Genomic DNA, 26,177 nt, shown 5'->3' on the forward strand with positions numbered 1-26,177 from the left:
ACGCGGCATACCGTCTCGGATGCGAGACGCATCGCCGCTCAGGGGCGGGTGGCCAGGATCCCGTCCTCGTCGGCCCACAGGTGCTGGCCGGGCATGAAGTCGACGCCGCCGAACGTGACCGTGACGTCACGGTCACCCGCGCCGTCCTTGGCGCTCTTGCGTGGGTTCGACCCCAGGGCCAGCGCGCCGAGCGGCAGCTCGCGGAGCGCCGCCACGTCGCGCACGGCACCGTGGATCACCACGCCCGCCCAGCCGTGCTCCACCGCCGAGGCGGCGATCAGGTCGCCCATCAGGGCCGACTCGAGCGAGGCTCCCCCGTCGACGACCAGGACCCTGCCCTCGCCCGGCTCGGCGAGAGCCGCCTTCACCAACGCGTTGTCGCGGTGGCAGCGCACCGTGCTGATCACGCCGTCGAAGCTCGTGCGGCCGCCGTAGTGCCGGAACTGGACGGAACAGGACTGCAGGTCCTCGCCGTGCTCGTCGTAGAGGTCAGCGGTCGCCGTGGCCTCGGGCTGGGCACCGCTCGCGTGGTCCATCCCGGTCAACCCGTCTTCACGGCGAGGACGGGGCAGGTGGCGTCGAGCAGGATCCGTTGGGCGGACGACCCCAGCAGGAGCTTGCCGACCGGGGTCCGGTGCCGCAGCCCGATCACGATGACCGAGACCCCTTCTCGCTCGGCGATGTCGAGCAGGACGTCGGGCGCGTCGCTGCCCTCCTCGATCTGGCGCACCTCGAACTCGAGGTCCAGGTCGGCGAGGTCGCGACGGACGCGCTCGAGCTGCTCGGCTCCGGCACGGTGGGCGTCGACAAGGACGTCGTCGCGCGACATGTTGACCACGAGCAGCGGCTCGCTCCGTCGCCTGGCCTCGCTCACGGCGGCCGTGAGCGCTGCCTCGCCGAGCGGGTTGGGGATGAAGCCCACGAGCACGGTCATGCCACACCTCCTGGAGAGTTGAAGCTGTAGCCGGCCCTGGCGTTCGCCATGGGGTCGGGGCCCGCACCGTCAGGGCCGTCGCCGCGACCTGGCCCGCCGGGGCCACCGGGACCACCGCCACGGAGACGGGCGCGGACCAGGCTGATCAGCGGCCACGCGAGGGCCAGGACGATCAGGACGTAGCAGAACCACGCCACCGGACCACCGACCAGGCCGGAGATGTCGCCGCCGGTCAGCTGCAGGGACTGACGCCCCTTGCGCTCGACGAGCGGCCCGAGGATGACGCCGACGATCAGCGGCAGGACCGGCAGGCCGAACCGGCGCATCGCGAAGCCCAGCAGACCCAGCCCGAGCAGCAGCCACAGGTCGAACGGCTGGGCGTTCACGGCATACGCACCCATGCAGGCGAAGAAGAGGATGCCCGCGTAGAGGTAGGGGCGGGGGATCTGGAGCAGCTTGGCCCACGCGGGGGCGAGCGGCAGGTTGAGGACCAGCAGCATCGTGTTGCCGATGAAGAGGCTGGCGATGAGCGCCCAGACGAGGGCCGGCTCCTTGGTGAGCAGCAGCGGTCCCGGCTCGATCCCCCAGCCCTGGAGGGCGGCGAGCATGATCGCCGCGGTGGCGTTGGTCGGCAGACCGAGGGCGAGCATCGGCACGAGGGTGCCGGCGGCCGAGGCGTTGTTGGCCGCCTCCGGACCGGCGACGCCTTCGATGGCGCCGTGGCCGAACTCCTCCGGATGCTTGGTGAGCTTCTTCTCCGCCGTGTAGGACAGCAGGGTCGGGATCTCCGCACCGCCCGCCGGCATCGCCCCGAACGGGAAGCCGAGCAGGGTCCCGCGCAGCCACGGTTTCCAGGACCGCCGCCAGTCCTCACGACCCATCCACGGCCGTCCGACGGGGATCACACTGGCCGCCTTGTGGCGCAGGTGGGCAGCCACCCACAGGGCCTCGCCGACGGCGAAGATGCCGACCGCCACGACGACGATGTCGATGCCGTCCGCCAGCTGCGGCAGGCCACCGGTGAGGCGCTGCTGCCCCGTGACGAAGTCGATGCCGACCACGCCGATGGTGAGGCCGAGCAGCAGGGCCGCGATCCCCCGGATCCGGGAGGCGCCCAGCACCGCCGTGACGCCGACGAAGGTGAGCAGGATGATGGCGAGGTACTCCGGCGCCCCGAGGCTGATCGCGAACTTCACCACCTGGGGCATCAGGAAGACGATGCCGAGGGTGCCGAGGGTGCCGGCGATGAACGACCCGATGGCCGACGTCGCAAGCGCCTGCGCGGCCCGCCCGGCCTTGGCCATCTTGTTGCCCTCGATGGCGGTCACCACCGATGACGACTCGCCCGGGGTGTTGAGCAGGATCGAGGTGGTCGACCCGCCGTACATGCCTCCGTAGAAGATGCCGGCGAACAGGATCAGGCCCTGCGTGGGCTCCATGCCATAGGTGATCGGCAGGAGGAGCGCGACCGTCATGGCCGGACCGATGCCCGGCAGGACGCCGACGGCCGTGCCGACCGTGACTCCGAGGAGGGCGATGAGCAGGTTCATCGGCGACAGGACGTCCTGGAAACCGCCGATCAGGCTGGTGATGTTGTTCATCAGAGGATTCCCTGGAGGATGCCGGCCGGGAGGTTGACCCCGAGTCCCACTGCAAAGGCGTAGAACGTGATGAGCGACAGGGCAACGCCGATCGCCAGGCCACGGACATGGTGACGGTTCCCGAGCGCGAAGGCGGAGCCCCAGAAGAGCAGTGCCCCGCTGATCACCCAGCCGAGTGGCTCGATGAGGACGGCGTTGACCGCGAACGCGGCGATGAGCAGCCCGATGGTGCGCCAGTCGACCTTGGTCGAGAGGTCGATGTCCTCACCCTCCTCGGCCTCGCCGTGGCCGCCGCGGGCGACGTCGACGGCATAGAAGAGTGCGACCACGATGAGCAGCACCCCGAGCAGGATCGGCATGGGCTTGGGGCCGACCGGGTCGTTGCTGCTCGACACGTCGCCGATGCGGCTGGCGTCGAACAGGACGTAGGCGCCGAGGAGGGCCAGGCCCGCGCACAGCCCGAACTGTGCGCGGTCCCGGATCCCCGGACGGGGCTCGGGGTGCTGCTCGCTCATGCCAGGCCCAGCTGCTTCAGGATCTCGGCCACCGAGGTGTCCTGCTCCTTGAGGAACGTGCCGAACTCGTCACCGGTCTCGAAGGCGTCGGTCCAGCCCTTCTTCTTCTCCTCGTCCTTCCAGGCCTGGGAGTCGTGCATCTTCGTGAGCGCATCGACCCAGACCTTCTTGTCCGCGTCCGAGATGCCGGGAGGGGCCACGATGCCGCGCCAGTTCGTGAAGACCAGGTCGATCCCCTTGTCCTTGAGCGTCGGGACGTCCTTGAGGACGTCGAGCGGCTTCTCGCTCGTGACGGCGAGGACCCGGACGTCACCCGCCTCGACCTGGCTGAGGAACTCACCAAAGCCGCTGGCACCGAAGGCGATCTTGTTGCCGAGCAGCGCCGGGAGCAGCTCGCCGCCACCGTCGTACGTCACGTAGCTGACGTCCTTGGGGTCGATGCCGACGGCCTTGGCCAGCTGCATGGGCAGGAGGTGGTCAGGGCCACCAGGGGACGATCCGCCACCGACGGCCAGCTTCTTCGGGTTCGCCTTCCAGGCCGCGACGAGCTGGTTGATGTCCTTGTAGGGCGAGTCCTTGGGCACGACGATGGCGCCGGCCTCCTCGATCAGCTTGGCGATCGGGGTGGTGTCGTTGAGGGTGGCCTTGGACTTCTGCGTGTATGCCGCGCCGACGACTCCCAGCCCCATCTGCATGGCGAGCTTTCCGTTGCCCTTCTCGTTCACCACCCGCTGCAGACCGACGGTGCCGCCGGCACCGGGGAGGTTGAAGACCTGCATGCTGCCGGTGATCTTCTCGTCCTCCAGGACCTTGGCGGCCGTGCGGGCGGTGGTGTCGTAACCTCCACCCGGTGCATTGGGGACCATGATCTGCAGTCCGGTGGCGGGCTTGGCATCGGCGCCGCTGCTGCTGGCGTCCGATCCCTTGTCGGCGGTGGCGCCGCAGGCGCCGACCAGGAGGGTTGAGGCCATGGCTGCCGCGGCAACCAGACCGGTGAATCGAGCGCTCATCGTTGAGGCCTCTTTCGCGTTGAGTGGGTCGAGCGAGATGATCGTGCTCGCCCAGCAGGCGATTCGTCGCCCTTGTGTCACCAGAGAAGGTTGAGTTCATAGTGGTCATGCGCGGACTGCGTCGCCGGACCCTTGCTGGGCAGCTCCTCTTCCTCCAGCTGGCCATCATCACCGTGGTCCTCGTCGGCGTCGGCGCAGTGTCGTTGGCCCAGTCCGAGGCCACCTTCAGCCGTGTCGAAGGACGCCGGGTCTCGGCGCTGGCGGAGCAGGTCGCCGCCAACCCGTTGGTCCGTGACAACCTCTCGGCCCCCGAGCAGCGCACCGGTTTGGCCACCCTGGCATTGCAGACCGTCACCCAGTCGAAGATCACGGCGGTGACCATCGCGGACGCCGACGAACGGGTGCGGGTCTCCACCGACCCGTCGCTGGAGGACCAGCCGCTGCCGGTGGGCGACGCGGCGGTGCGGGCGGGAGCCAGCTGGTCGGGGTCACTCACGCTGGACGGCGACCGCCAGCTCGTGAGCCAGGTGCCGGTCCTGAGCATCACGGACAACCACGTGGGCGAGCACCTCGGCACCGTCATGGTCGCCGAGGACTTCCCATCGGTCTGGGAGCGGTTGCGCGGAGCCTCCTCGTACCTGCTGACCTACCTCGGCATCGCCCTGGCGCTGGGTGTGGCCGGCTCGTGGTTGCTCGCCCGTCGGATCAAGCGGCAGACGCTCGGCCTCGAACCGCACGAGATCACCGGTCTGGCCGAGCACCGCGAGGCGCTGCTCTACGGCATCGCCGAGGGCGTGATCGCCCTCGACCCGCACGACCGGATCACCCTGGTCAACGACGTCGCGAGACGCCTGCTCGACCTGCCGGAGCACGCCGCAGGGATGAGCCTGCGCGACCTGCGGGTCGAGGGCCGGCTCCTCGACGTCCTCACCGGCCTGCGTTCCAGCGACGCCGACGGCCCTCGGGGCGACGTTGACGGCGGCAGCAGCCCGGACGGCGTCGGCGACGCGCCTCGGGACGACGTCGTGATCCGACGAGGGCGCGTGCTGGTGATGAACCGGATGCGGGTGACGCGAGACGGTCGACACCTTGGCACGGTGACCACCTTGCGCGACCGCACCACCCTGGCGAACCTCGAGCGCGAGCTCGGGTCGTTCCGCAGCACCACCCAGCTGCTGCGTGCGCAGACCCACGAGTTCGCCAACCAGCTGCACACCATCAGCGGCCTGATCCAGCTCGGTGACTACGACGAGGTGGTGCGCTACGTCGACGCGGTGACCGAGCGCCGGCAGTCGCTGGACCTGTTGGTCAACAGTCGAATTCGCGATCCCGCCGTCGCCGCGCTGATCATGGCCAAGGCGTCGCTCGCCTCGGAACGCAGGGTCGACCTCCGGGTGTCGGACGCGACCTCGCTGGACCGCCTCGACGCAGGGGACTCAGCTGACGTGGCCACCGTCGTCGGCAACCTGGTCGACAACGCCATCGACGCCGCGAGCAGCGGCGCCCTCGGCCAGTGGGTCAGCGTCGAGATCCGCCAGGACGCCGCGAGTGTGGAGATCGCGGTCTCGGACTCCGGTCCGGGCGTGCCCCCGGAGGTCGCCCAGGAGGTGTTCGCCCACGGGTTCACCACCAAGGCGGCCACTGCGGGCGAGCGAGGTATCGGGCTCGCGCTGACCCGACTGGTCTGCCAGCGCAGGGGAGGCGAGGTCCGGCTCGCCAGCACACCCGAGGGTGGTGCGAGCTTCGTCGCCCGGCTGGGCGTCGCGCCGGTGGCCGAGGCGGTCCGGTGATCCGCGTGCTGGTCGTCGACGACGACTTCATGGTGGCGCGCGTGCACACGGGCTTCGTGTCCCGCGTCGAGGGGTTCGAGGTCGTCGGCACGAGCCACACCGGCGCCGACGCCGTCGAGGCAGCAGCCCGGTTGGAGCCGGACCTGGTGCTGCTCGACCTCTATCTGCCCGACCGCTTCGGCCTCGACGTGCTGACCGACCTGCGCGCCGCCGGGCGGCAGTGCGACGTCATGGTGATCACCGCGGCCAAGGAGGCGGATGCCGTGCGGGGTGCGTTGCGCCAGGGCGTCGTGGACTACGTCCTCAAGCCGTTCGGCTTCGAGGACCTCCGCGAGCGGTTGGAGCGGTATGCCGCGCAACGCGACGCGCTCACCCAGGCGCAGGTGCGCGGCCAGGAGGACATCGACCGGGTGCTGTCGCGCAGCAGTGGAGCGAGCCAGGCCGCGCTGCCCAAGGGGATGAGCCCCCAGACGGCCCAGCTCGTGGAGGCGGCCCTGCGGGAGGCGACCGGAAGCCTGTCGGCGTCAGAAGCAGCAGAGCAGGTCGGCCTCAGCCGGGTCAGTGCGCGTCGCTACCTCGAGTACTTCTGCAGCATCGGTCAGGCCGAGGTGTCGCTCCGCTACGGCAGCGCAGGTCGACCCGAACGCCGCTACCGCTGGGGCGGTTGAGGTCTCGGCACGCCCTCGTCGGTCTCGCACCTGAGACACTGTGGTCGTGGCCAATGCACCCGCCGCCAAGCACGCCCTCACCCTGCTCACCCTGCTGGCCCGACACACCGAGCCCCTGCCGGCCGGGTCGATCGCGCGCGAGCTGGGGCTCCCCCGCTCGACGACCTACCACCTGCTCGCGGTGCTGCGCGACGCCGGCTTCGTCACCCACCTGGAGGAGGAGCGACGCTACGGGTTGGGCGTCGCCGCCTTCGAGCTCGGCTCGGCCTACCAGCGACAGGCGCCCCTGCAGCGGATTGCCCGGCCGCTGCTCGGACGGCTCGTCGACCAGACCACCCACAACGCCCACCTCGCGGTGCTCCACGGACGCGACGTGCTGTACGTCATCGAGGAGCGCGCGCCCGGGCGTCCGTTGCTCGTGACGGACGTCGGGGTCCGGCTCCCGGCGACGCTCACTGCCAGCGGCCTCGCCATGCTCGCGCGGCTGCCCGCTGCGCAGCTGCGGGCGCTGTTCCCGCACAAGGACACCCTCGTCCAGCGCGACGGCCACGGGGCGACGTCGGTCACCGAGCTGCGCCGCGAGCTGACCGCGGTGCGCACGCGCGGCTACGCCACCGAGGACGACTCCGTCAGCGCCGGGCTCTCCTCGGTGGCGCAGGCAGTGCTCGACCACACCGGCCACCCTGTCGCGGGGGTCGCCCTGACCTTCCCCCGCGACGGGGTCGACGAGGCCGAGCGCGCCCGGCTCGTCGCCGCGGTGTCGCGAGCTGCCGCCACGCTGTCCGCGCGGATCGGCGGGGTCCACTGACATCGCCGCCCCGACTGCCAGAATCGACGGGACCACGGCGAAGGGGGTGAGGTCATGGGCACGACGACGCACGTGTCGGCAGGTCGGCGACGCCGACAGCGCCTCCGCCGCACCCTTCTCGTGACCGCCCTCCTCGTCGCATCCGCCGGCACGGCGGGGTATGCCGCGTGGCACGGGGACGACCCAGCCACTTCCTCCGCACGAAACCCGACCTCCGGACCGGCCTCCCCGGGCGCCTCGCCGGGCACCTCGCCGAAGGCCTCGGCCGGGAAGGCCAGCAAGCCGTCGACTCCCAAGGTCTCGTCCACGGCCTCGAAGCCGAAGCAGGGCGGAAAAGGCAAGAGCAGCAAGGGCTTTGCTCCCGTCGTGACCGATCGCATCCCGGCCCCGACCAGGAGCCTGGCCCTTTCGGCGGCCGTCCCCGGCACGACCAACATGCAGGCTCCTGCGGCCGCTGCCTTCGAGCGGGCCTTCGCCGACGCCCGGGCGGCCGGACTGGGGCCCGAGATCAGGTCGGCGTGGCGCAGCGAGCAGTGGCAGCAGATCCTCTTCGACCGCGCGGTGGCGAAGTACGGATCGCGGTCCGAGGCGGCCAAGTGGGTGCTCTCGCCGGAGAAGTCGGCCCACGTGAAGGGGTATGCCGTCGACGTGCACCCGCAGGCGGCCGAGGCGTGGCTGCAGGCGCACGGCGCGGCATACGGCATCTGTCGCACCTATGACAACGAGTGGTGGCACTTCGAGTACCTCGCCACGTCCACCTGCCCGCCCCGGCTGCCCACCGCCGCCGGCTGACCCTGACGGGCCGGCCGACGGCGGCACGGGTCAGACGCCGATCGTGTGCCACGGCCCCCAGATGGCGAAGGTCAGGCCGGCACTGGCCTGGATGTTGACGAACAGGGTCGACTTGTCCGGGCTGAACGTCGACCCGGCGAACTCGTCGTCGAACCGTGGCGTGCCGTTGGCGTTGGCCGCCCGGTTGAGGGCGATGTCCCAGAGCTGGCCGCCCTTGTTCAGGCCGCGGATGTAGTTGTCCTGGTTGCTGTCCTCACAGACCACCAGGGTGCCGCGGTTGCTGACGGTGATGTTGTCCGGGAAGTCGAACGTCTGCTTGTCCGGCGACTGGTAGACGAGCCGGAGCTTCTGCGACCGGGTGTCGTAGGCCCACACCTGGCCGAACCCGTTGCCGTACCCGGCGATGAGCTCCGGGCCGGTCTCCGCGTCGCCACCGCCCTGCGTCGAGGTGAAGTACACGACGCCGTCGTCGTAGATCTGGCCCTCGAGCCGGGAGAAGCCAGCAGCGCCCAGCGCCCGCCCCTGGTCGCCGACGGCCACCAAGGCGGAGTCGTTGCTCGGGAGCGCCCCACCGGGGCCCGGCGTGAAGGTCGGGTCGGGGTCGGCGATGTCGACCCACTCGACGTCGTAGACCGCGCCCTTGTCCTGGCGTCCCTCGAGGTGGGCGTTCGGCTGCCCCTTGACCGCCAGCATCTGCAGCGTGCCGTCGTTGTCGAGGTGGCCGCTCTCCATCGGGTTGGTGCCCGGCGTGTAGCGGTAGAAGCCCGACGGGAACGCGAAGTTGTCCTCGGTGAGGTAGAGCCTCCCCTCGCGCGGGTCGAACGAGACCGCCTCGTGGGAGAACCGACCCGCCCTGGTGAGCGGCTTGGCAGCCGAGCGACCCGTCACGGGGACCTCGAAGACGTAACCGTGCCTCTTCGTGAACCCCGCATTGGACGCTCCGGTGAAGTCGGGCCCGACGTCGGGCCCGTTGACCGTCTCCTCACAGGTCACCCAGGCACCCCACGGCATCTGGCCACCCGAGCAGTTGTTCGCGGTGCCGTTGATGGCGGTGTGCTCACCGAGCACCTCACCCTCGCCGGTGACGTCGATGTGGACGCAGCCGCCACGCGCGCCGGTGTCGTAGGTCCACGAGCCCACCGCGCCGAAGGGCGTGCCGGCGCCGGAGACCTCATGGTTGCGGATCAGGGTCACGGCTCCGTTCGGCCCTTCGAACGCCCCCATGCCGTCGTGGCGGCCCGGCATGGGCTTGCCGTCGACGAGGGGCGGTGGCTGCGACTGGGTGTCGTGGAACGAGCGATAGCTGAAGCCCTCGGGCAGGTGCAGTCGCACCTTGCCGTCACGCAGGTCGGGCGTCGCGCGCAGGCCGCGGAACGGCGCTGCACCGATCGCCGAGGCAGGTCCTGCCACCAGTCCGGCAAACGGTCCGGCCATGGCCACGCCGCCTGCCACTGCTGCGCTCCCCTTCAGAAAGGTCCTTCTTTCCAGCGTCATCAGTTCTCCTTCGAGTGCGGTCGAATCTCGTCAACCTAGACCCGACACACACCCTCCCGGAACCCCCACAATGGGCCCGTGACCTCGGACGACACCGCATCGGAAACCGCCACCGCCGTCGTCCTCTGTGGCGGCTTCGGTCGACGGTTCGGCGGTGACAAGACCCGGGCGCTGCTCGGCGGCGACACGGTCCTGGACCACCTCCTCGGCGGCCTGCCCGGTGCGTGGACGGTCGTCTGCGTGGGTGAGTCGCGACCGACGCACCGAACCGTCCGGTGGTGCCGCGAGGACCCGCCCGGTGGCGGCCCGGTGGCCGCGATCTCGGCGGCCCTGCCCGCGGTCGACGACCCGTTCGTCGTCCTGCTGGGGGGCGACATGCCGTATGCCGCGGGGCCGGCGCCCGCGCTCGTGGCCACCCTCGAGCGCTCCCCCGACCTCGACGCCGTGATCGGTCGCGACGGCGACGGTCGCCTCCAACCGCTGCTCGCGGCATACCGGACCGCTGCGCTGCGCGGCGCGGTGCCCCAGCCCGCAGCCGGCACCCCGTTGATGCGGCTGCTCGACCCGCTGCGCACCCTCGTCGTGTCGGTGGGCGACGACGCCGCCCTGGACGTCGACACCGCCGAGGACCTCGAACGGGCGCGCCATAGGCTCGACCCGTGAAGGCGATCACCATCCCGGAGCCCGGCGACGCGTCCGCGCTCGTCCTGGCTGACGTCCCCGACCCCCAGCCCGCACCCGGCGAGGTGCGGGTCCGCGTGGCCGCCGCGGGGGTGAACCGGGCCGACGTGATGCAGCGGATGGGGTTCTACCCGCCGCCGCCCGGCGCACCGGAGTACCCGGGCCTCGAGGTCAGCGGCACCGTGGACGCTTTGGGCGACGGGGTGGACGGGTGGGCCGTGGGCGACGAGGTCTGCGCGCTGCTGTCGGGAGGTGGCTACGCCGAGCTGGTGTGCGTCCCGGCCGGCCAGCTCCTGCCGGTGCCCGCAGGAGTCTCGCTCGAGGACGCTGCCGCACTCCCCGAGGTCGTGAGCACGGTGTGGTCCAACGTGTTCATGACCGCGAACCTGTTGCCGGGGCAGACCTTCCTCGTGCACGGTGGCTCGTCGGGCATCGGCACCATGGCCATCCAGCTCGCTCGTGAGGTGGGCGCCCGGGTCGCGGTGACGGCTGGCTCGGCCGACAAGCTCGAGGCCTGCCGGAAGCTGGGGGCCGAGATCCTCGTCAACTACCGCGAGCAGGACTTCGTCGAGGAGGTGCGGGCGGCCACCGGCGGCGCGGGGGTCGACGTCATCCTCGACAACATGGGCGCGAAGTACCTCGCCCGCAACGTCGAGGCCCTCGCCGTCAACGGCCGGCTCGTCGTCATCGGCCTGCAGGGAGGCGCGAAGGCCGAGCTCGACCTGGGCCTGATGCTCCGCAAGCGCGTGGCCGTCGTCGCCACCTCCCTGCGGGCGCGACCCGCCGACGAGAAGGCCGCGATCGTGGCGGCCGTCCGGGAGCACGTCTGGCCGCTCGTCGAGGCGGGGCGGGTCGTGCCGGTCGTCCAGGGCCGCCACCCGCTCGCGGACGCGGCCGAGGCGCATCGCGAGCTCGAGGCCAGCGGCCACATCGGCAAGATCCTCCTCACCACCTGAGCCACAGTCGGGCACGCCCAGCCGCCCGCGCCCCGCGGCGAGTCGAGCGCCCGGTCGACCGGTGTCTGCCACCCTGAGGCCATGACCGCTGTTGCCACCGTCCTCGTCGCCCTGGTCGCCCTCATCCACGGCTACATCGTGGTGCTGGAGATGGTGCTGTGGACGACCCCCCGGGGGCAGGCGGCGTTCGGGCTGACCCCCGAGTTCGCCCAGCAGACCAAGACCCTGGCCGGCAACCAGGGGTTGTACAACGGGTTCCTCGCCGCGGGTCTCCTCTGGGGGCTGGTGGGGCCCGAGCACCTGCGCTTCGGGTTCCAGGTCTTCTTCCTGCTCTGTGTCATCGTCGCCGGGCTCTACGGCGCCGCGACGGCCAGCCGGCGGATCCTCGTCGTGCAGGCGCTGCCCGGCGTCCTGGCCCTGGCCGCGGTGCTGCTCGCCCACTGACCCCCTTGACGTGCCCGCTGCATACTCGGTATACATCTCCTCACCAGTGGTGATACTGGGTATGTAGGGGACATCACAAGGGGATCGGGGCACCGTATGTCGGTCAAACAAGGGCTGCTCGCCCTGCTGGCGACGGAGCCGATGTATGGCGCCCGGTTGCGTTCCGAGTTCGAGGCCAGGACCGGGGGGACCTGGCCCCTGAACGTCGGGCAGGTCTACACGACGTTGGCCAGGCTGGAGCGGGACGGGCTCGTGGAGGCCATCGGCGAGGACGCCGAGGGCCGTATCTCCTACCGCCTGACCCGCACCGGCCACGCCGAGGTGGCCCGGTGGTGGGTCTCCCCGGTCACCCGCGAGACGACGCCGCGGGACGAGCTGGTCATCAAGCTGGCACTCGCCGTCACCGTCGACGGGGTCGACGTGCACCGGGTGGTCCAGACCCAGCGCACCGCGACCCTGCGCCACCTGCAGGACCTGACCCGCCTCAAGCAGCGGGCGACCACGCACCACGAGGCAGACCAGGGCGCCGGCCAGGTCGACCTCGCGTGGTTGCTGGTCCTGGAGAACCTCATCTACGCCAGCGAGGCCGAGGTCCGCTGGCTCGACCACGTCGAGGCCCGACTGGTCCGCGAGGCGAGTCGCCCGCGCCGGGCGACGACCACCACCTCGGGTGGGAGCACGAGCACGACGGGCGCGAGCGCCACACCTGATCCTGCGATGGGGGCCACCGCGGGCGATCCGACCACGACCAAGGGGGCACGACGATGAACGGCACCGACCATGACAGCACCGACGACGACAGCACCCGGCGGGGCGACCGTGACGTCATCCTCCGGCTGGACAACGTCACCCGGGTGCACGGCACCGACGGCACGGCAGTCCGGGCGCTGGCCGGGGTCAGCCTCGAGGTCCGAGCCGGTGAGCTCGTGGCCGTCATGGGACCGAGCGGCTCGGGCAAGTCGACCCTGCTCAACCTCGCCGGCGGCCTCGACGCCGCCACCAGTGGGCAGGTGCTGATCGAAGGACAGAGCATCGGGACCCTCAAGGGCGACGCCCTGGCCAGGCTCCGCCGTCGACGCGTCGGGTTCGTCTTCCAGGACTTCAACCTCATCCCCTCGCTGACCGCAGTCGAGAACGTCGCACTCCCGCTCGAGCTCGACGGGCAGCGGGTCAGCAGGGCCCGCCGCCGCGCCGTCGACGCGCTGACGATGGTCGGGGTGCAGGAGCTGGCCGACCGCTACCCCGACAAGATGTCGGGAGGCCAGAAGCAGCGGGTCGCCATCGCGCGCGCCCTGGTCGGGGACCGCCGACTGGTGCTGGCCGACGAGCCCACCGGCGCGCTCGACTCGCACACCGGCGAGGGGGTGCTCCGCGTCCTGCGTGAGCGCTGCGACGCGGGCGCGGCAGGGCTCCTGGTCACCCACGAGGCCCGCCACGCGGCCTGGGCCGACCGGGTGGTCTTCCTGCGTGACGGTGTCGTGGTCGACAGCACCGGCTCGGTCGAGTCGGCCGAGGCGCTCCTCGAGCCGACTGCCTGAGGCGACCGACCATGACGACCCTCATGGCACCCGAGGCGCCGACCGGGCTGCCCGAGAACTCGACCGTGGGCGACGGTACGAGCTCGCGCCTCTCGCGGTGGCGCGCCTCCTGGCGCATCGCCCTGCGCATGGCCAAGCGCGACCTCCGCCGGCACAAGGGCCGGTCGGTCCTCGTCTTCCTCATGGTGGCCATCCCCGTCGGGTTGCTGGCCGCCGCGGCGACCCTGGGCGCCACCGAACAGGCCGACGGGTCAGACCTCACCACCGCTCGGATGGGATCGGGTGAGGCACTCGTCCAAGGTCCCCAGGCCGGCAAGATCCAACAGACCCCGGATCCCAACCAAGGGGGCACGGGGTGGAGTGACGACAACCCGGCGACGACCATCCCCGGCTTCGCGGCCGACGCTTCGCCGACCGACCAGGCCACCGCCATCGGGCGGCTGGTGGGCGGCACCGCGGTCGGGGTCGGCGAGACGGAGATGCGGCTCGTCGTCGGCGACCGCCGGGTCCGCGTGTCCGGACTTGTCACCGACCCGCGGGTGGCGGACCTCGGCGACAAGGCGCGACTCCGTTCCGGCGCCTGGGGGACGGGGCCCGACGAGATCGTCATCACCCCGGCGGGCGAGCGCAAAGGACTGCCGCGGTCCGGTTCGGTGACCCTGTCGGCCGGCGGCACCGAGCGCGCGGTGCGCGTCGTCGGCACCGCGACCGCGCTGCTCGAGTGGGGTGGCATGCCCGACTTCGTGGTGCCCTCGTTGCCCGCTGGCGCCGGGCCCGGCGCCAGCGGCATCGGCGCCGCGGGGTCGTGGGTGCTGGTGGGTGGCGGCCCCGTCACCTGGGCGGACGTCCAACGGCTCAACACGTACGGGCTGACCGTCTTCAGCCGCGCCGTCCTCGAGGACCCACCCCCGGACAGCGCCCTGCCCGCCGAGCTACGAGCCCAGGACAACTTCACCCAGGACACCGGCCGCATGATCGCCGTCATCGGCGGGGTGATGCTGTTCATCCTCACCACGCTGCTCGTCGGGCCGGCCTTCGCCGTCAGCGCCACGCGCCAGCGGCGCACCCTCGCGCTCGCCGCCACGAACGGCGCGGAGACCCGCCAACTCCGGCGCACGGTGTTGGCCCAGGCCCTACTCCTCGGTGTCATCTCGGCGATCGGCGGTGTGGTCCTCGGGACCCTCGCCGTGCGCGCTGGTCTGTGGTGGTGGGTCAGCACCCACCCCGAGTCGTCCTTCGCCTCCATCGCGCTCGACATCCCGTGGGGAGCGTTCGCGATCCTCGTGCCGTGCGCCGTGCTCAGCGCGGTGACGGCGGCCCTCCTTCCCTCCCTGCGGCTCGGTCGGCTGGACGTGATCGGCGTGATGCGGGGGCAGAGCGTGTCGCCGCGGCTCAACAAGGCGCTCCCTGTCGTCGGGCTGCTCCTCGCGGTGATCGGCGGGGCGGTCGTGCTCTCCGCCGCGCGGGTGCAGGCCGGTGGCGACTTCCGGGTCGCGATCGGAGCGGTCGGGCTGGTGCTCGGCACCCTGCTCCTCGTGCCGGCGATCCTCGTCGCGTTCGGCGCGCTCGCCGCCCGGCTTCCCGTGGCCCCGCGGATCGCGATCCGTGACGCGGCCAGGCACCGCAGCCGGTCCACCCCGACCGTCGCCGCGATCCTTGCCGGCGTCGTGGCCCTCACGGCCTTCAGCATCGGCCTCGCGAGCGACACCGAGCAGCAGATGGCGACCTACCAGCCCCAGGCCCTGCCCGGCGAGGGGACCATCTTCACGGGAGACGCCGAGACCCAGCTCTCGGTCGGAGCGGCGCTGCGCAAGGTCGGGACCGCCGTGCGCACCACCCCGCTCCTCGTCGTCCGTGGCCCCGAGGACCCGTTCGGTCCTTCCTCGGCCACCCCCTCGAAGCCACAACCGTTCGTGGCGGCCGTGCCCCAGGGCTGCACCGTGCAGAACGCCCTCGACCACAGTGGTCCCGACGGTCGGTGCAGCGTCCTCGGGACGTTGGCCTACGAGAGCGGCCAGATCGGCGTGCTCCCAGCGAGCGAGATCAAGGGCCGCCTGCACCTCACCGGCGCCGAGGCCCGGGTCGTCGAGGGGGGTGGTGTCGCCGTCGGCGTGCCCTCCCTCGCCAAGGCGTCGACCCTCGCGGTCGCCCACGGCACCTTCGTGATGGACCAGAACACCTACTCGCCGACCTCCGTCGTGACGACCGCGACCGCCGAGCTCCCCGTGGTCGCCGTGCCGCCGACCGAACGCACCACCGGTGCGATGCCTGCGCAGACCGGCGCCTTCGTGACCCAGGAGACGGCCACCCGACTGGGCTGGCCCACCTTCCAGACCATGATCCTGCTGCACGCTCCTGACGGCGGGGCCATCGACGAGGCGACCGAGAAGACCCTCGACGAGCTGGTGGGCGACGAGGGTGGGCTCTACGTCGAGCGCGGTTTCCAGCGCTACGACGAGACCGTCATGAGGATCATGATGGGGGTCGCCGCGCTGCTCCTGCTCATCGTCACGCTCATCTCCACCGCGCTGTCGATGGCCGAGCAACAGGCCGACTCCGGCACCCTCGCGGCCGTCGGCGCGACCCGTCGCACCCGCCGGGCCTTCGCGGCGGCTCAGGCCATGGTGGTCGGGTTCGTGGGAGCCGTCCTCGGGATCGCCGTCGGGCTCGTGCCGGGCATCGCGATCACGTACCCCCTGACGACGAGCAATCAGTACGACCCCGTCGCGGGGGTCGACCACGTGACCGGTCCTTACCTCTCGATCCCCTGGACACCGCTGCTCCTGGTGGTACTGGGGGTGCCCGTGCTGGCCGGGCTGCTGTCTGCACTGGCGATCCGCCGGGCCCCGGCCATGACCCGCCGGGCCGACTAGGACGGATTTCCACCGATGTGGGCTGGTCCGGGGGCCGGTTCCACCGGGGCGCACGAGGCGAATCTCCGCCTCGAGCGCCCCACTCATCCCTAGACTCCGGACATGCAGGCCGCGGTCGTCCTCACTGCTCTTCGCAAGGAGTTCGCCGGCGCGCCACCGGTCGTGGCCGTCGACGACATCGACCTGTCCATTGCCGACGGGGAGTTCTTCTCGATGCTCGGGCCGTCGGGCTCGGGCAAGACCACCGTCCTGCGGATGATCGCCGGTTTCGAGGCCCCCACGTCAGGCACGGTGCAACTCGGGGGTGAGGACGTCACGGCCCGACCGCCTTACGCCCGCGACGTCAACACGGTGTTCCAGGACTATGCCCTCTTCCCGCACATGAGCGTCGTCGAGAACGTGGAGTACGGCCTGCGGGTCAAGAAGGTCGCCAAGGCTGCTCGTCGCCAGCGGGCCATGGAGTCGCTCGAGCAGGTCCGGCTCGGCGACCTGGCAAGCCGCCGCCCCGGACAGCTGTCCGGTGGGCAGCGYCAGCGCGTCGCGCTCGCCCGCGCGCTCGTCAACCGCCCGCGCGTGCTCCTGCTCGACGAGCCGCTCGGCGCGCTCGACCTCAAGCTGCGCGAGCAGATGCAGGTGGAGCTCAAGGCCATCCAACGCGATGTGGGCATCACGTTCCTCTTCGTGACCCATGACCAGGAGGAGGCGCTCACGCTGTCCGACCGCATCGCCGTCTTCAACGGGGGTCGGATCGAACAGGTGGGCACGGCCCGCGAGATCTACGAACAGCCTGCCACCTCGTTCGTGGCCGGCTTCGTGGGCACCTCGAACCTCCTCAGCGGTGCCGGCGCCGTGGCGCTCGTCGGTGCCGAGGGGACCTTCGGCATCCGTCCCGAGAAGCTGGGGGTACGGGCCAAGGGCGCAGTCCGTGGGGACGGCGAGCGCCGCGCTGCCGGCCGCCTCGTGGAGATCGTGTATGCCGGGCCGGTGACCCGCTACGTCGTCGATCTCGACGCGGGTCCGCGGCTGATCGCTTTGCAGCAGAACACATCTGGCGACCCGGGGCTGCAGCGCGGCGCCGAGGTAGAGCTCGAGTGGGATCCCTCCCACGTCATCACAGTCCCGTCGTCTCCGGCCTCCGCAGCCGCCGACGGGTCCCGCTGAAGGAGAAGGAGCACGTCATGCGTCGCACGACACCACTGCGCATCGCCGCCCTCGCGGCCGTTGCCACGCTCGCCCTCGCCGCCTGTGGCGACTCGGGCGGGTCGGGCACGACCACCGGGGCAGGAGGGTTCAAGGTGCCCGATCTCAAGGCGCTCGAGAAGCTCGGCACGCCGGAGGGAAAGGTGAGCGTGCTCGCCTGGCCCGGCTACGTGGAGGACGGCAGCAACGACCCCAAGGTCGACTGGGTGAGCGACTTCGAGAAGGAGTCCGGCTGTCAGGTGACCGTGAAGACGTTCGGCACCTCGGACGAGGCGGTGCAGCTCATGCGCACCGGCCAGTACGACACGGTGTCGGCCTCGGGCGACGCCACACTGCGACTCATCGCCGCGGGTGACGTCGAGCCGATGAACACGAGCCTCATCACCAACTACGCCGACATCTTCGACAGCCTCAAGATGAAGCCGTGGAACTCCGTGGCCGGCAAGGCCTACGGCATCCCGCACGGCCGGGGCGCCAACCTGCTCATGTACCGCACCGACCTCGTGAAGCCGGCGCCCGACAGCTGGTCGGCCGTCTTCGACCAAGCCGGGTCGCAGGCGGGCAAGGTCACGGCCTACGACTCGCCCATCTACATCGCCGACGCCGCGCTCTACCTCATGGCCACCAAGCCGGACCTCAAGATCAAGGATCCCTACGCCCTGGACTCGACGCAGCTCGCCGCGGCCGTCGACCTGCTCAAGAAGCAGAAGGCGAACGTCGGCGAGTACTGGTCGGACTACCTCAAGGAGATCCAGGCCTTCAAGAGCGGGTCGTCGACGGTCGGGACCACGTGGCAGGTCATCGCCAACGTCGCACAGGGCGAGAAGGCACCGGTCGAGGTCGTCCTCCCGAAGGAGGGCTCCACCGGCTGGTCGGACACGTGGATGGTGGGTGCCAAGTCCCAGCACAAGACCTGCGCCTACAAGTTCATCGACCACATCGTGTCGCCGAAGGCCAACGCGGCCGTCGCCGAGTACTTCGGTGAGGCGCCGGCCAACAAGAAGGCCTGCGCCGAGACCGTCGACAAGAACCACTGCACCGTGTTCCACGCCGAGGACGAGGCCTACTTCTCCAAGGTGCACTACTGGAACACCCCGATCTCCGCGTGCCTCGACGGTCGCACCGACGTGAAGTGCACGGACTATGCGGAGTGGACCAAGGCCTGGACCGAGATCCGGAACAGCTGACCCAGAGGCACAGGAGGCCGAGGCACACCGGGACAGGACGGTTGATGGGTTCGAGGAAGGCACTTGCCGGTCTGCTGGGGCCGCCGCTGGTATGGCTCGTCGTGGCCTACCTCGGCGCCCTTGCGGCCATCTTCGCGACGGCCTTCTTCACCACCGACTCGTTCACGAACGAGGTGGTCCACACCCTCAGCCTCGAGAACTTCCGCGAGATCGTCCAGCCGACCTACCTGCGGATCATCGGCCGGACGCTGTTCATCGCCGTGCTCGTGACCGTGCTGTGCGTGGTGATCGCGATCCCGTTCGCCTACTTCATGGCCCGGCTCGCGCCACGACGCATCCGCGGCCTGCTCGTGGCCGCCGTCCTGGTCCCGCTGTGGGCCTCCTACCTCGTGAAGGCGTACGCGTGGCGCACCATGGTCCAGCCTGGCGGGGTGCTCGAGAGCACCTTCGGCGCGACCCCCGGCTACGGGTTCGCGGCCGTGGTGCTGACGCTCACCTACCTCTGGCTCCCCTACATGGTGCTTCCCGTCTATGCCGGCTTCGAGCGGCTTCCGGAGTCGCACCTCGAGGCGTCGGCCGACCTCGGCGGGCGGGGCTGGGACACCTTCCGTCGGGTGATCCTGCCGTCCCTGCGCCCGTCGATCGCGGCCGGGACGGTGTTCACCTTCAGCCTGAGCTTGGGCGACTACATCGCCGTGCAGATCGTCGGCGGCAAGCTCCAGGTGCTCGGCACGGCGGTGCTCCAGAACATCAGCCTCGACCTGCCCTTCGCTGCGGCGCTGGGCACGACCTCGGTGCTCATCATGGTCGCCTACCTCGTCGCCGTGCGTCGGACCGGCGCCCTCGACAACCTGTGAGGGGCTGATGCGCAGCGGACTGCCGACGCGGGTCGCCTTCGGGGCGTTCGCCGCGCTCGTGCTCCTCTTCATCTACGCCCCGCTCGCCGTGGTGGCGGTGAACTCGTTCAACAGYGACCGGACGTTCGGCTGGCCGCCGCCCGGCTTCACGACCCAGTGGTGGTCGACGGCGGCGAACGCGAGCGGACCCCGGGATGCCCTGCGCACCTCCGTGGAGGCAGGGCTCGGCGCCACGGCGATCGCGTTGGTGCTGGGAAGCCTGCTTGCCCTGGCGCTGACGCGGTACAGCTTCTTCGGGCGCAATGCCGTCTCACTGCTGGTGGTGCTACCCATCGCACTTCCGGGCATCGTCACCGGCATCGCCCTGCAGTCGGTGGTGCAGAACGTCCTCGATCCCGTCTTCGGGATCAACGCCGGGTTGTTCACGATCATCGTCGGCCATGCGACCTTCTGCATCGTCGTCGTCTTCAACAACGTGACAGCCAGGCTCCGACGACTCGGCGGGTCGCTCGAGGCCGCGTCGTCTGACCTCGGCGCGGGCCCGTTGACCACCTTCCGGCTGGTGACCTTCCCCCTCCTGCGGTCGGCTCTCCTGGCGGGCGCCCTGCTGGCCTTCGCCCTGAGCTTCGACGAGATCGTCGTGACGACTTTCACTGCTGGACCGGGCACTCCGACTCTGCCGATCTGGATCTTCAACAACCTGTTCCGCCCCAACCAGGCGCCGGTCGTCAACGTGGTTGCGGTGGTGCTCGTCCTCGTCTCGATCGTTCCCGTCTGGCTGGCGCAACGTCTGAGCGGCTCCGAGGCGGCTGAGTCCCGGCTGTAGTCTCGGAACCATGAGCGACCAGCACGGCGACGGGCCCGAGATGCCGGGCAACCAGGGGGACCAGGCGGCCAGCGGGAACGACGGACAGCAGCGCATCGTCGTCGTGACCCAAGACGGTATGGGCGTCGCGCCGCACCGGGACAGCGAGAACGGGCCGACCAACCCGGCCGACCTCGTCGAGCAGCCGGCCAAGGTGATGCGCATCGGCTCGATGATCAAGCAGCTCCTCGAGGAGGTGCGCAACGCGCCCCTCGACGAAGCCGGGCGGGTCCGGCTGGCGGAGATCCACCGGCGCTCGATCAAGGAGCTGGAAGACGGACTGGCACCCGAGCTGATCGACGAGCTCGAGCGGATCGCGTTGCCCTTCAACGAGAACGAAGCGCCGACCGATGCCGAGCTCCGCATCGCGCAGGCCCAGCTCGTGGGCTGGCTGGAAGGCCTGTTCCACGGCATACAGACGGCGTTGTTCGCCCAGCAGATGGCGGCACAGCAGCAGCTCCAGCAGATCCGCCGCGCACTCCCCCCGGGCCACGCGCCCGACGGCGGACCGGGGACCGACGGGCCTCCCGGGCTGCGCCCGGAGCCCGGTGAGAGCGGGCCGACGGGTCAGTACCTCTGAGGTCGTCGGCGTCAGCCGGCCGCCTCGGGCTGGGCACGCTCCTGGCCGGCCACGTAGGCGCTGCGCAGCGCCCGACGCGCGCGGTACGACATCGCATTGAAGGCTGCCGGGGTGATCCCGAGCCTGCGTGAGGCCTCGGCGACGCTGAGCTCTTCGACGTGGGTGAGCAGGAGCACCTGGCGCCAGCTGGGGTGGAGCGCGCCGAGGGCGTCGAGCAGGTCGCGGTGGGTCTCCTCGGTGAGGACCCGGTGGTCCACCCCCGGACTCGGGTCTGGCACCTGGAGCAGCTCCTGGTCGTCGGCGACCGCCGGCGCATGGCGGTGGCCGACGCGGCGACCATGCCTGGCCGAGAGGTTGCGGACGCTGACGGCGAGGTAGCCGGGCACGTTGTCGGTCGGCCCGTGGCCGTTCGCCAGGGCCTGGAGCATCCTCGCGAACGCTTCGGAGACGAGGTCCTGCGCGGAGTAGTCGCGGTGGGCGTGCCGCTGGGCCATCCTGACCATCGCTGCGTGGTGACGGGAGTACAGCTCGGCGACGGCTTGGGCGTCACCTCGCCGCGCGCCGGCGAGCAAGGGTGCGTCGGACGGTCCGTGGTGCCGGGACGGTGGGTGCGAGGTGGCCGCGGCACGGGGGTGGGTCTGGGGATGGGCATGGGGATGGGCATGGGGATGGGCATGGGTGGGCATGGCTGGGTGGCTCCGGGTACTCAGGTGAGCGGCGCGACTCGGCGGGCTCCGGGGGAGCCGGGCCGGTCGGGGCCGGGGGTGAATGGGCAGCAGCCCTGCGTGGTCGAGCCACCTGCTGCCTGCAGCCGTCGAAGCGGCGCCCGAAGAGAGTGCCATCGCCCTCACCGTGGTTCCTTGGACATCCGCACGTATTTCGTCCGCCACGGCTGTCCGCCCCGACAAGGACCCACGGGTCTTCCGTGACAAATCAGGCCATGGCGCAGGCGTCGCGGTGCGCCGGAACTGCGCTCAGATGACCCCGTCGACCCTGTCGGCCAGCTCCGCGGAGGTCACCCGGAGCGCGAGCCAGAGCCGGACATGGGGGTCCTCGAGATCGAGCTGGAACTCCTCGAGGAGCCGGGCCAGGCGATAGCGGACGGTGTTCTTGTGGACGTGGAGCAGCTCGGCCATGGCGGAGATGTTGCCGTTGGCCGCGGTGAAGGCGCTGATGGTCCGCAGGTAGTCCGTCCGGTGCGTGCGGTCGTGCTCGGTGATGACGGCCACCGCGTCGCCCTCCCCCAGTGCGTGGTGGGCGATGAACTCGTGGATCTTCAGGAGGTTCAAGGGGATCCGGTGGTCCTCGAACAACGCGACCGACCCGACCGCTGGCCCCGATCCGGCCCGGTCCGAGGCCACCCGGTCCGAGGCCACCCGGCCCGATGCCACGCCGGGGCCGGTCGGGGTCGGCGAGTCGTGCCAGAGGTACGTGAGCGTGCTCAGCGCCTCGTTCCTCGACTCGGCCAGGCCGTCGACCGATGCTGCGGTCCTGCCCACCGCCGCGACGAGCCGGAAGGAGCTGATCGTGTGGGAGTGCGACTCGACCTCGTGCAGGATGCGGCGATGGGTGGCCCGCGCGCCCTCCCCCGAGCCGGTCAGCACGGCATACACGGTCGACTCGATGAGTGCCGTGGCGCTGCGGGTGACGTAGACGGTGCACACCGTCGTGACGAGGTCGAGCAGCCGGTGCGTCTCGCGCGCCAGGTCGAGTCGTCCCGACTCCGGACCGACGAGGGCGAACGCCGCGACCGCGAGCCCGCCCCGGGGATCGAGCCCCAGCTGGGCCGCCGCGAACGACGCGTGGGCGGGATCCTCCATGAGGGTGCGCACCAGGTCACCGTTGCGGCGTTCGCCGAAGTCGGACGCCGACCGGGCGTGGAGCATGTGCAGGCCGATCAGCGGGGCGATCCGGTCGAGCGCCTCGAGCGCTGCCGCCCGGCGTTCCTCGCCCGGGTCGATGAGCCAGACCGACCCCAACAGCTCGCCTCCAGCGCGGACCGCCAGGGCGAGCCGGTCCGAGCCGCCTTCGTCGAGGGGGATGTGGACCGCCTTGGGCGAGGAGTAGACGACCTTGAAGTCGTCGTCTAACGCCGGGGGCACGGACTCCTCGAGGGCCAGGGTGGTCGCCCTGCGCAGCTCGTCGATCTCCTGACCCGGAAGGGTGGAGTAGCCGACGATCCGACCCCGGGGGTCGACGATGCTGGCCGCGGCGTTCGTGATCGACGCGATGGAGTTGGCGAATGCATAGAGGTCGCCGAGCCGGGCGCCGGAGACCGAGTCGGCGGCAGCGCCCATCACCGAGGCGCGAGCCACGGTCGCCAAGCGGGACCAGTCAGCCGAGTCGGGCGCGATCAGCACCGCGAGGCCGTGGTGGACCCCCGCCGCGCGCACCTGCTCGACCGATGCACCGTGGGCCTTGACGACGACGGCGGCTGCCCGGTCGGTGGCGGCCCGCTGCAGGAGCTGGTCGAACTCCGGCGTGCCGGCCAAGACACCCAGCGCGAGGATGATCCGGTCCTCGACGTCGGTCCACTCGTCCAACGGGTCGTGCACGAGCACGTCGGAGACCCGGTGCTCGAGGTTGTCGGTCGTCGGGTTGGCATGGACCAGCTCGGCATGCGTGAGCTCGAGGAAGTCCGCCAACCGGACGACCTGTGCGTCAGGGTGCCACTGACCACCGCTGGCCGGGTCCACCCTTGGACGTTACCACCAGAGCGCCTTCCCTCTTCTGTCCTTTCCTCCATGGTCCGCACCGTCGAAGTGGGCCACGATCTCACGCACATCTCCGATCGACGAGGACGGGTGCACCAGTGCGACTCAGCGATGTCAGGGCACTCGTCACGGTGCAGGGACCCGCCGCCACCACGTCGGAACGCCTGTCCCGCAAGTACTTCAGCGTCGAGGACCTGCGACGCGCGGCTGCCAGGCGGTTGCCTCGGAGCGTCTTCGACTACCTCGAAGGTGGCGCCGAGGACGAGGTCTCGCTGCGACGGAACCGCGCGTCCTACGGCGACTGGACGTTCACCCCGCGCTGGGGCTCGGTGGCCGACCTCGACCTCGGCTCGCAGCTCCTCGGCGGGCCCGTCGCCATGCCACTCGTGCTCTCGCCGACCGGCGGCACCAGGCTCTTCCACCCCGATGGCGAGATCGGGGCAGCCCGCGCCGCCCGCGATGCGGGGGTCCCCTACGGTCTGGCGCACCTCAGCACGACCCCCATGGAGCATGTCGGCGCCGCGAGCCAGGGCCTGCGGCGGTGGTTCAACCTCGAGCCCACCGCAGACAAGGTCGAGCTGCAAGCCTTGCTGGACCGCGTCGCGCGGGCAGGGTACGAGGCACTCCTCGTCAACGTCGACTGCCGCGTCATCGGGCACCGCGAGCGCGACCACCGCAACGGCTTCACGGCGCCGCCGTCCATCAAGCCGCGCACCATCGTGGAGGGTGTGCTACACCCGGCCTGGAGCCTGGGCTTCCTGACCCACGACGCGATCGCCTTCCCCAACCTCGAGGCCACCACCCCCGAAGGACCCCTGGCCAGCTCACCGGCGATGTGGCGCAGCCTGCTCGCCGGGCCCTACGAGCCCACTGACTGGACCGATATCGCCGACCTCAGGGCGCGATGGGCAGGCCCGATGGTCCTCAAGGGGTGCGTCAACGCGGCCGACGCCGTCAGGGCCGCCGACCTCGGCATCGACGCGATCCAGGTCAGCAACCACGGAGGTCGTCAGCTCGACCACATGGCCTCCCCCCTCGACGTCCTTCCCGAGATCGTCCGGGCGACCGCCGGTCGGGTCGAGCTCATCGTCGATGGGGGCATCCGCCGAGGCTCCGACGTGGTCAAGGCGATCGCGTTGGGTGCCACCGCCTGCGCGATCGGCCGCCCGTACCTCTACGGGTTGTCCGCGGCCGGGGAGGCGGGTGTCGCCCACGTGCTCCACCTCTTCCGCGAGGAGATGACCCGGACCATGGCGCTGCTCGGTGTCACGACCATCGACGAGCTCCGCGCGAGGGGTCCCGAGCTGCTCAGGCACCGCGGCGGCCCCACCGAGCACGGGCCATCGGTGCCGGTCGCTCAGGCCGGCGTGCCGCCGCGGGCCGCCGCGTCGACCAGCCCGATCCGGCGCAACGGAGAGAGCCAGGCGTATGCCGCGGCGGCGAGTCCGACGCCCACGACCGTGAGCATGGCGGGACGGACGCCCACCTGGTCGGCGAGCGCGCCGGCGAGGAGTGCGCCGACCGTCCAGCCGAGTCCCCACGAGAGCATCCGGCCAGCGGTGTTGACGCGGCTGAGCAGGTATTCGGGGGTGACCTGCTGCCGGTAGTTGAGGGAGTTGATGATCACCAGCTGATAGGCCACTCCCCACCCGATCATGAAGAGCACCGCGAGCAGCCAGTGGGTGGACACGGCGACGAGCAGACCGAAGGCGGCCGAGACCGGGATCCAGCCGAGCGTCAGGCTGGCCGCGGTGAACCGACGCAGGAGACGAGGGGTCAGCCAGGCCGCGAGGATGCCGCCGACGCCCCAGGCACTGAAGACGAGGCCGAACCGCCAGCCGGACGTGCCGATCCGGAGCACCCGGTCGCACCACGGGACGGCGAGCGCCATGAACCCGGCGCCCGCGACCGACTGGAGCGCACCGATCAGCGAGTTGGAGCGCACCCCCTGGTGCCGCCACAGGAACCGGACCCCCTCTCGGATGTCGGCGCGCACTGAGGCGAATCCTCGCGCGGCGGATCGCTCCCGGGCCACCGACAGGGCCCGGGAGATGGACCGAACCACCAGACCCGAGACGAGGAAGGTCAGCGCGTCGACAGCCAGCAGGTCAGCGGGGTGCACCACCGCGAGCGCCAGCCCGACGGCGGCCGGGACGGTCAGGTCGAGGATGCCGGCGAACCCCCACACCGCGGAGTTGGCGTCGCCCACCCGGTCGCGACCCACGAGCACGGGCAGTGCCCCGAAGTTGGCACCGTCGAAGAAGGTGAAGAGCGACTGGGCGACGAAGCCGGCCACCAGCACGTGCGGCACGGTCAGCCCTCCCAGCCACCAGGCAACCGGGACCGACCCCACCACCAGCACGTTCGCGAGGTCGGCCAGCACCATCACCCGCTTGCGGTCGAACCGGTCGCCGACCGCCCCGGAGAAGAGGCCGAAGAGCAGGTACGGCAGGGCCTCCAGGGTCGTCGTCAGGGCCGTGAGGGTGGTCGACCCGCTCAGCCGGTAGACGAGCACCGGCATGGCCACGGCCGTGACCAGCGACCCGAACAGACTGGACATCCGCGCGACCCAGTAGCGCCGGAAGTCGGCGTCGTCGCGCAGCCGGGTGCGCTGCACGGCAGCATCGCCCCCGCCCGTGTCACCGCTCACCCCGCCGAGTCTGCCGGGTG

The 26,177-nt window shown here is 71.0% G+C and carries 24 protein-coding genes and 1 pseudogene; 16 read left to right on the plus strand and 9 right to left on the minus strand.

The window, feature by feature from the left end; all coding sequences use genetic code 11:
- Positions 1–38 precede the first annotated feature (38 nt).
- The 5 genes from rraA to AC1DX8_RS04105 are packed head-to-tail and all read right to left on the minus strand — an operon-like array spanning position 39 to position 4,060.
- Entirely contained in the window at positions 39–536 is a 498-nt protein-coding gene (rraA, locus tag AC1DX8_RS04085; RefSeq protein WP_477628630.1) for a ribonuclease E activity regulator RraA, read from the minus strand.
- A gap of 5 nt (positions 537–541) precedes the next feature.
- Positions 542–934, minus strand: coding sequence for a universal stress protein (locus tag AC1DX8_RS04090; RefSeq protein ID WP_477628631.1), 393 nt, complete (start codon positions 932–934; stop codon positions 542–544).
- Positions 931–2,535, minus strand: a complete 1,605-nt coding sequence (locus tag AC1DX8_RS04095; protein ID WP_477628632.1) for a tripartite tricarboxylate transporter permease — start codon at positions 2,533–2,535, stop codon at positions 931–933. The genes AC1DX8_RS04090 and AC1DX8_RS04095 overlap by 4 nt, the downstream gene beginning before the upstream one ends.
- Positions 2,535–3,050: a tripartite tricarboxylate transporter TctB family protein gene (locus tag AC1DX8_RS04100; RefSeq protein WP_477628633.1), complete on the minus strand. Its 516-nt coding sequence runs from the start codon at positions 3,048–3,050 to the stop codon at positions 2,535–2,537. Before AC1DX8_RS04100 ends, AC1DX8_RS04095 begins: the two co-directional genes overlap by 1 nt.
- A complete protein-coding gene (locus AC1DX8_RS04105) occupies positions 3,047–4,060 on the minus strand; it encodes a Bug family tripartite tricarboxylate transporter substrate binding protein (RefSeq protein ID WP_477628634.1) in 1,014 nt (337 codons plus the stop codon). The genes AC1DX8_RS04100 and AC1DX8_RS04105 overlap by 4 nt, the downstream gene beginning before the upstream one ends.
- 107 nt (positions 4,061–4,167) lie before the next feature.
- Here AC1DX8_RS04105 and AC1DX8_RS04110 point away from each other — a divergent pair, with 107 nt between their 5' ends.
- Genes AC1DX8_RS04110 through AC1DX8_RS04125 form a run of 4 tightly spaced genes read left to right on the plus strand, consistent with a single transcriptional unit; the run spans position 4,168 to position 8,118 of the window.
- On the plus strand, positions 4,168–5,850 hold the full coding sequence (locus AC1DX8_RS04110; protein WP_477628635.1) for a sensor histidine kinase: 1,683 nt from the start codon (positions 4,168–4,170) through the stop codon (positions 5,848–5,850).
- Positions 5,847–6,518, plus strand: a complete 672-nt coding sequence (locus AC1DX8_RS04115) for a response regulator (protein WP_477628636.1) — start codon at positions 5,847–5,849, stop codon at positions 6,516–6,518. Before AC1DX8_RS04110 ends, AC1DX8_RS04115 begins: the two co-directional genes overlap by 4 nt.
- Before the next feature lie 46 nt (positions 6,519–6,564).
- Positions 6,565–7,326: an IclR family transcriptional regulator gene (locus AC1DX8_RS04120; protein WP_477628637.1), complete on the plus strand. Its 762-nt coding sequence runs from the start codon at positions 6,565–6,567 to the stop codon at positions 7,324–7,326.
- A 54-nt stretch (positions 7,327–7,380) separates the two neighbouring features.
- Positions 7,381–8,118: a D-alanyl-D-alanine carboxypeptidase family protein gene (locus tag AC1DX8_RS04125; protein WP_477628638.1), complete on the plus strand. Its 738-nt coding sequence runs from the start codon at positions 7,381–7,383 to the stop codon at positions 8,116–8,118.
- A 30-nt stretch (positions 8,119–8,148) separates the two neighbouring features.
- Here AC1DX8_RS04125 and AC1DX8_RS04130 read toward each other — a convergent pair whose 3' ends face one another.
- Positions 8,149–9,612: a PhoX family protein gene (locus AC1DX8_RS04130; protein ID WP_477628639.1), complete on the minus strand. Its 1,464-nt coding sequence runs from the start codon at positions 9,610–9,612 to the stop codon at positions 8,149–8,151.
- Between the two features lie 78 nt (positions 9,613–9,690).
- On the opposite strand from AC1DX8_RS04130, the gene mobA reads away from it, so the two are divergent.
- The 11 genes from mobA (at position 9,691) to AC1DX8_RS04185 (ending at position 20,793) form a co-directional block, all read left to right on the plus strand.
- Positions 9,691–10,275 (plus strand): molybdenum cofactor guanylyltransferase, encoded by a 585-nt coding sequence (gene mobA / locus AC1DX8_RS04135; RefSeq protein ID WP_477628640.1) that lies wholly within the window; start codon positions 9,691–9,693, stop codon positions 10,273–10,275.
- A complete protein-coding gene (locus AC1DX8_RS04140) occupies positions 10,272–11,249 on the plus strand; it encodes an NAD(P)H-quinone oxidoreductase (protein WP_477628641.1) in 978 nt (325 codons plus the stop codon). Before mobA ends, AC1DX8_RS04140 begins: the two co-directional genes overlap by 4 nt.
- 81 nt (positions 11,250–11,330) lie before the next feature.
- Positions 11,331–11,693 (plus strand): DUF1304 domain-containing protein, encoded by a 363-nt coding sequence (locus tag AC1DX8_RS04145; RefSeq protein ID WP_477628642.1) that lies wholly within the window; start codon positions 11,331–11,333, stop codon positions 11,691–11,693.
- A gap of 96 nt (positions 11,694–11,789) precedes the next feature.
- Positions 11,790–12,461, plus strand: coding sequence for a PadR family transcriptional regulator (locus tag AC1DX8_RS04150; RefSeq protein ID WP_477628643.1), 672 nt, complete (start codon positions 11,790–11,792; stop codon positions 12,459–12,461).
- Complete coding sequence (locus AC1DX8_RS04155) at positions 12,458–13,231, plus strand: ABC transporter ATP-binding protein (protein ID WP_477628644.1); 774 nt, start codon at positions 12,458–12,460, stop codon at positions 13,229–13,231. Before AC1DX8_RS04150 ends, AC1DX8_RS04155 begins: the two co-directional genes overlap by 4 nt.
- An 11-nt stretch (positions 13,232–13,242) precedes the next feature.
- Positions 13,243–16,104: an FtsX-like permease family protein gene (locus tag AC1DX8_RS04160; RefSeq protein WP_477628645.1), complete on the plus strand. Its 2,862-nt coding sequence runs from the start codon at positions 13,243–13,245 to the stop codon at positions 16,102–16,104.
- 102 nt (positions 16,105–16,206) lie between these two features.
- Positions 16,207–17,265 carry an ABC transporter ATP-binding protein gene (locus AC1DX8_RS04165; protein WP_477628646.1) on the plus strand — a complete coding sequence of 353 codons (1,059 nt, stop codon included), beginning with the start codon at positions 16,207–16,209 and terminating at the stop codon, positions 17,263–17,265.
- A 17-nt stretch (positions 17,266–17,282) separates the two neighbouring features.
- Positions 17,283–18,491, plus strand: coding sequence for an ABC transporter substrate-binding protein (locus tag AC1DX8_RS04170; protein WP_477628647.1), 1,209 nt, complete (start codon positions 17,283–17,285; stop codon positions 18,489–18,491).
- Positions 18,492–18,535: 44 nt separating this feature from the next.
- Positions 18,536–19,348 (plus strand): ABC transporter permease, encoded by an 813-nt coding sequence (locus tag AC1DX8_RS04175; protein WP_477628648.1) that lies wholly within the window; start codon positions 18,536–18,538, stop codon positions 19,346–19,348.
- Between the two features lie 7 nt (positions 19,349–19,355).
- Positions 19,356–20,174, plus strand: coding sequence for an ABC transporter permease (locus tag AC1DX8_RS04180; RefSeq protein ID WP_477628649.1), 819 nt, complete (start codon positions 19,356–19,358; stop codon positions 20,172–20,174).
- 10 nt (positions 20,175–20,184) lie between these two features.
- Positions 20,185–20,793 carry a bacterial proteasome activator family protein gene (locus AC1DX8_RS04185; RefSeq protein ID WP_477628650.1) on the plus strand — a complete coding sequence of 203 codons (609 nt, stop codon included), beginning with the start codon at positions 20,185–20,187 and terminating at the stop codon, positions 20,791–20,793.
- 11 nt (positions 20,794–20,804) lie between these two features.
- Here the strand turns inward: AC1DX8_RS04185 and AC1DX8_RS04190 are convergent, their stop codons facing one another.
- Both AC1DX8_RS04190 and AC1DX8_RS04195 read right to left on the minus strand, forming a co-directional pair.
- Entirely contained in the window at positions 20,805–21,635 is an 831-nt protein-coding gene (locus AC1DX8_RS04190) for an RNA polymerase sigma factor (RefSeq protein WP_477628651.1), read from the minus strand.
- A 132-nt stretch (positions 21,636–21,767) separates the two neighbouring features.
- The gene (locus tag AC1DX8_RS04195) at positions 21,768–23,489 is read right to left on the minus strand and encodes a PucR family transcriptional regulator (RefSeq protein ID WP_477628652.1); all 1,722 of its coding nucleotides are present in this window, start codon (positions 23,487–23,489) and stop codon (positions 21,768–21,770) included.
- A 149-nt stretch (positions 23,490–23,638) separates the two neighbouring features.
- On the opposite strand from AC1DX8_RS04195, the pseudogene AC1DX8_RS04200 reads away from it, so the two are divergent.
- Positions 23,639–24,787 (plus strand): annotated as a pseudogene (locus tag AC1DX8_RS04200) (alpha-hydroxy acid oxidase); the annotation flags it as partial.
- A 77-nt stretch (positions 24,788–24,864) separates the two neighbouring features.
- On the opposite strand, the gene AC1DX8_RS04205 reads toward AC1DX8_RS04200, so the two are convergent.
- Positions 24,865–26,157 (minus strand): MFS transporter, encoded by a 1,293-nt coding sequence (locus tag AC1DX8_RS04205; RefSeq protein WP_477628653.1) that lies wholly within the window; start codon positions 26,155–26,157, stop codon positions 24,865–24,867.
- Positions 26,158–26,177: the final 20 nt, after the last annotated feature.

The sequence above is a fragment of the Pedococcus sp. P2_A3 genome (assembly GCF_056405035.1).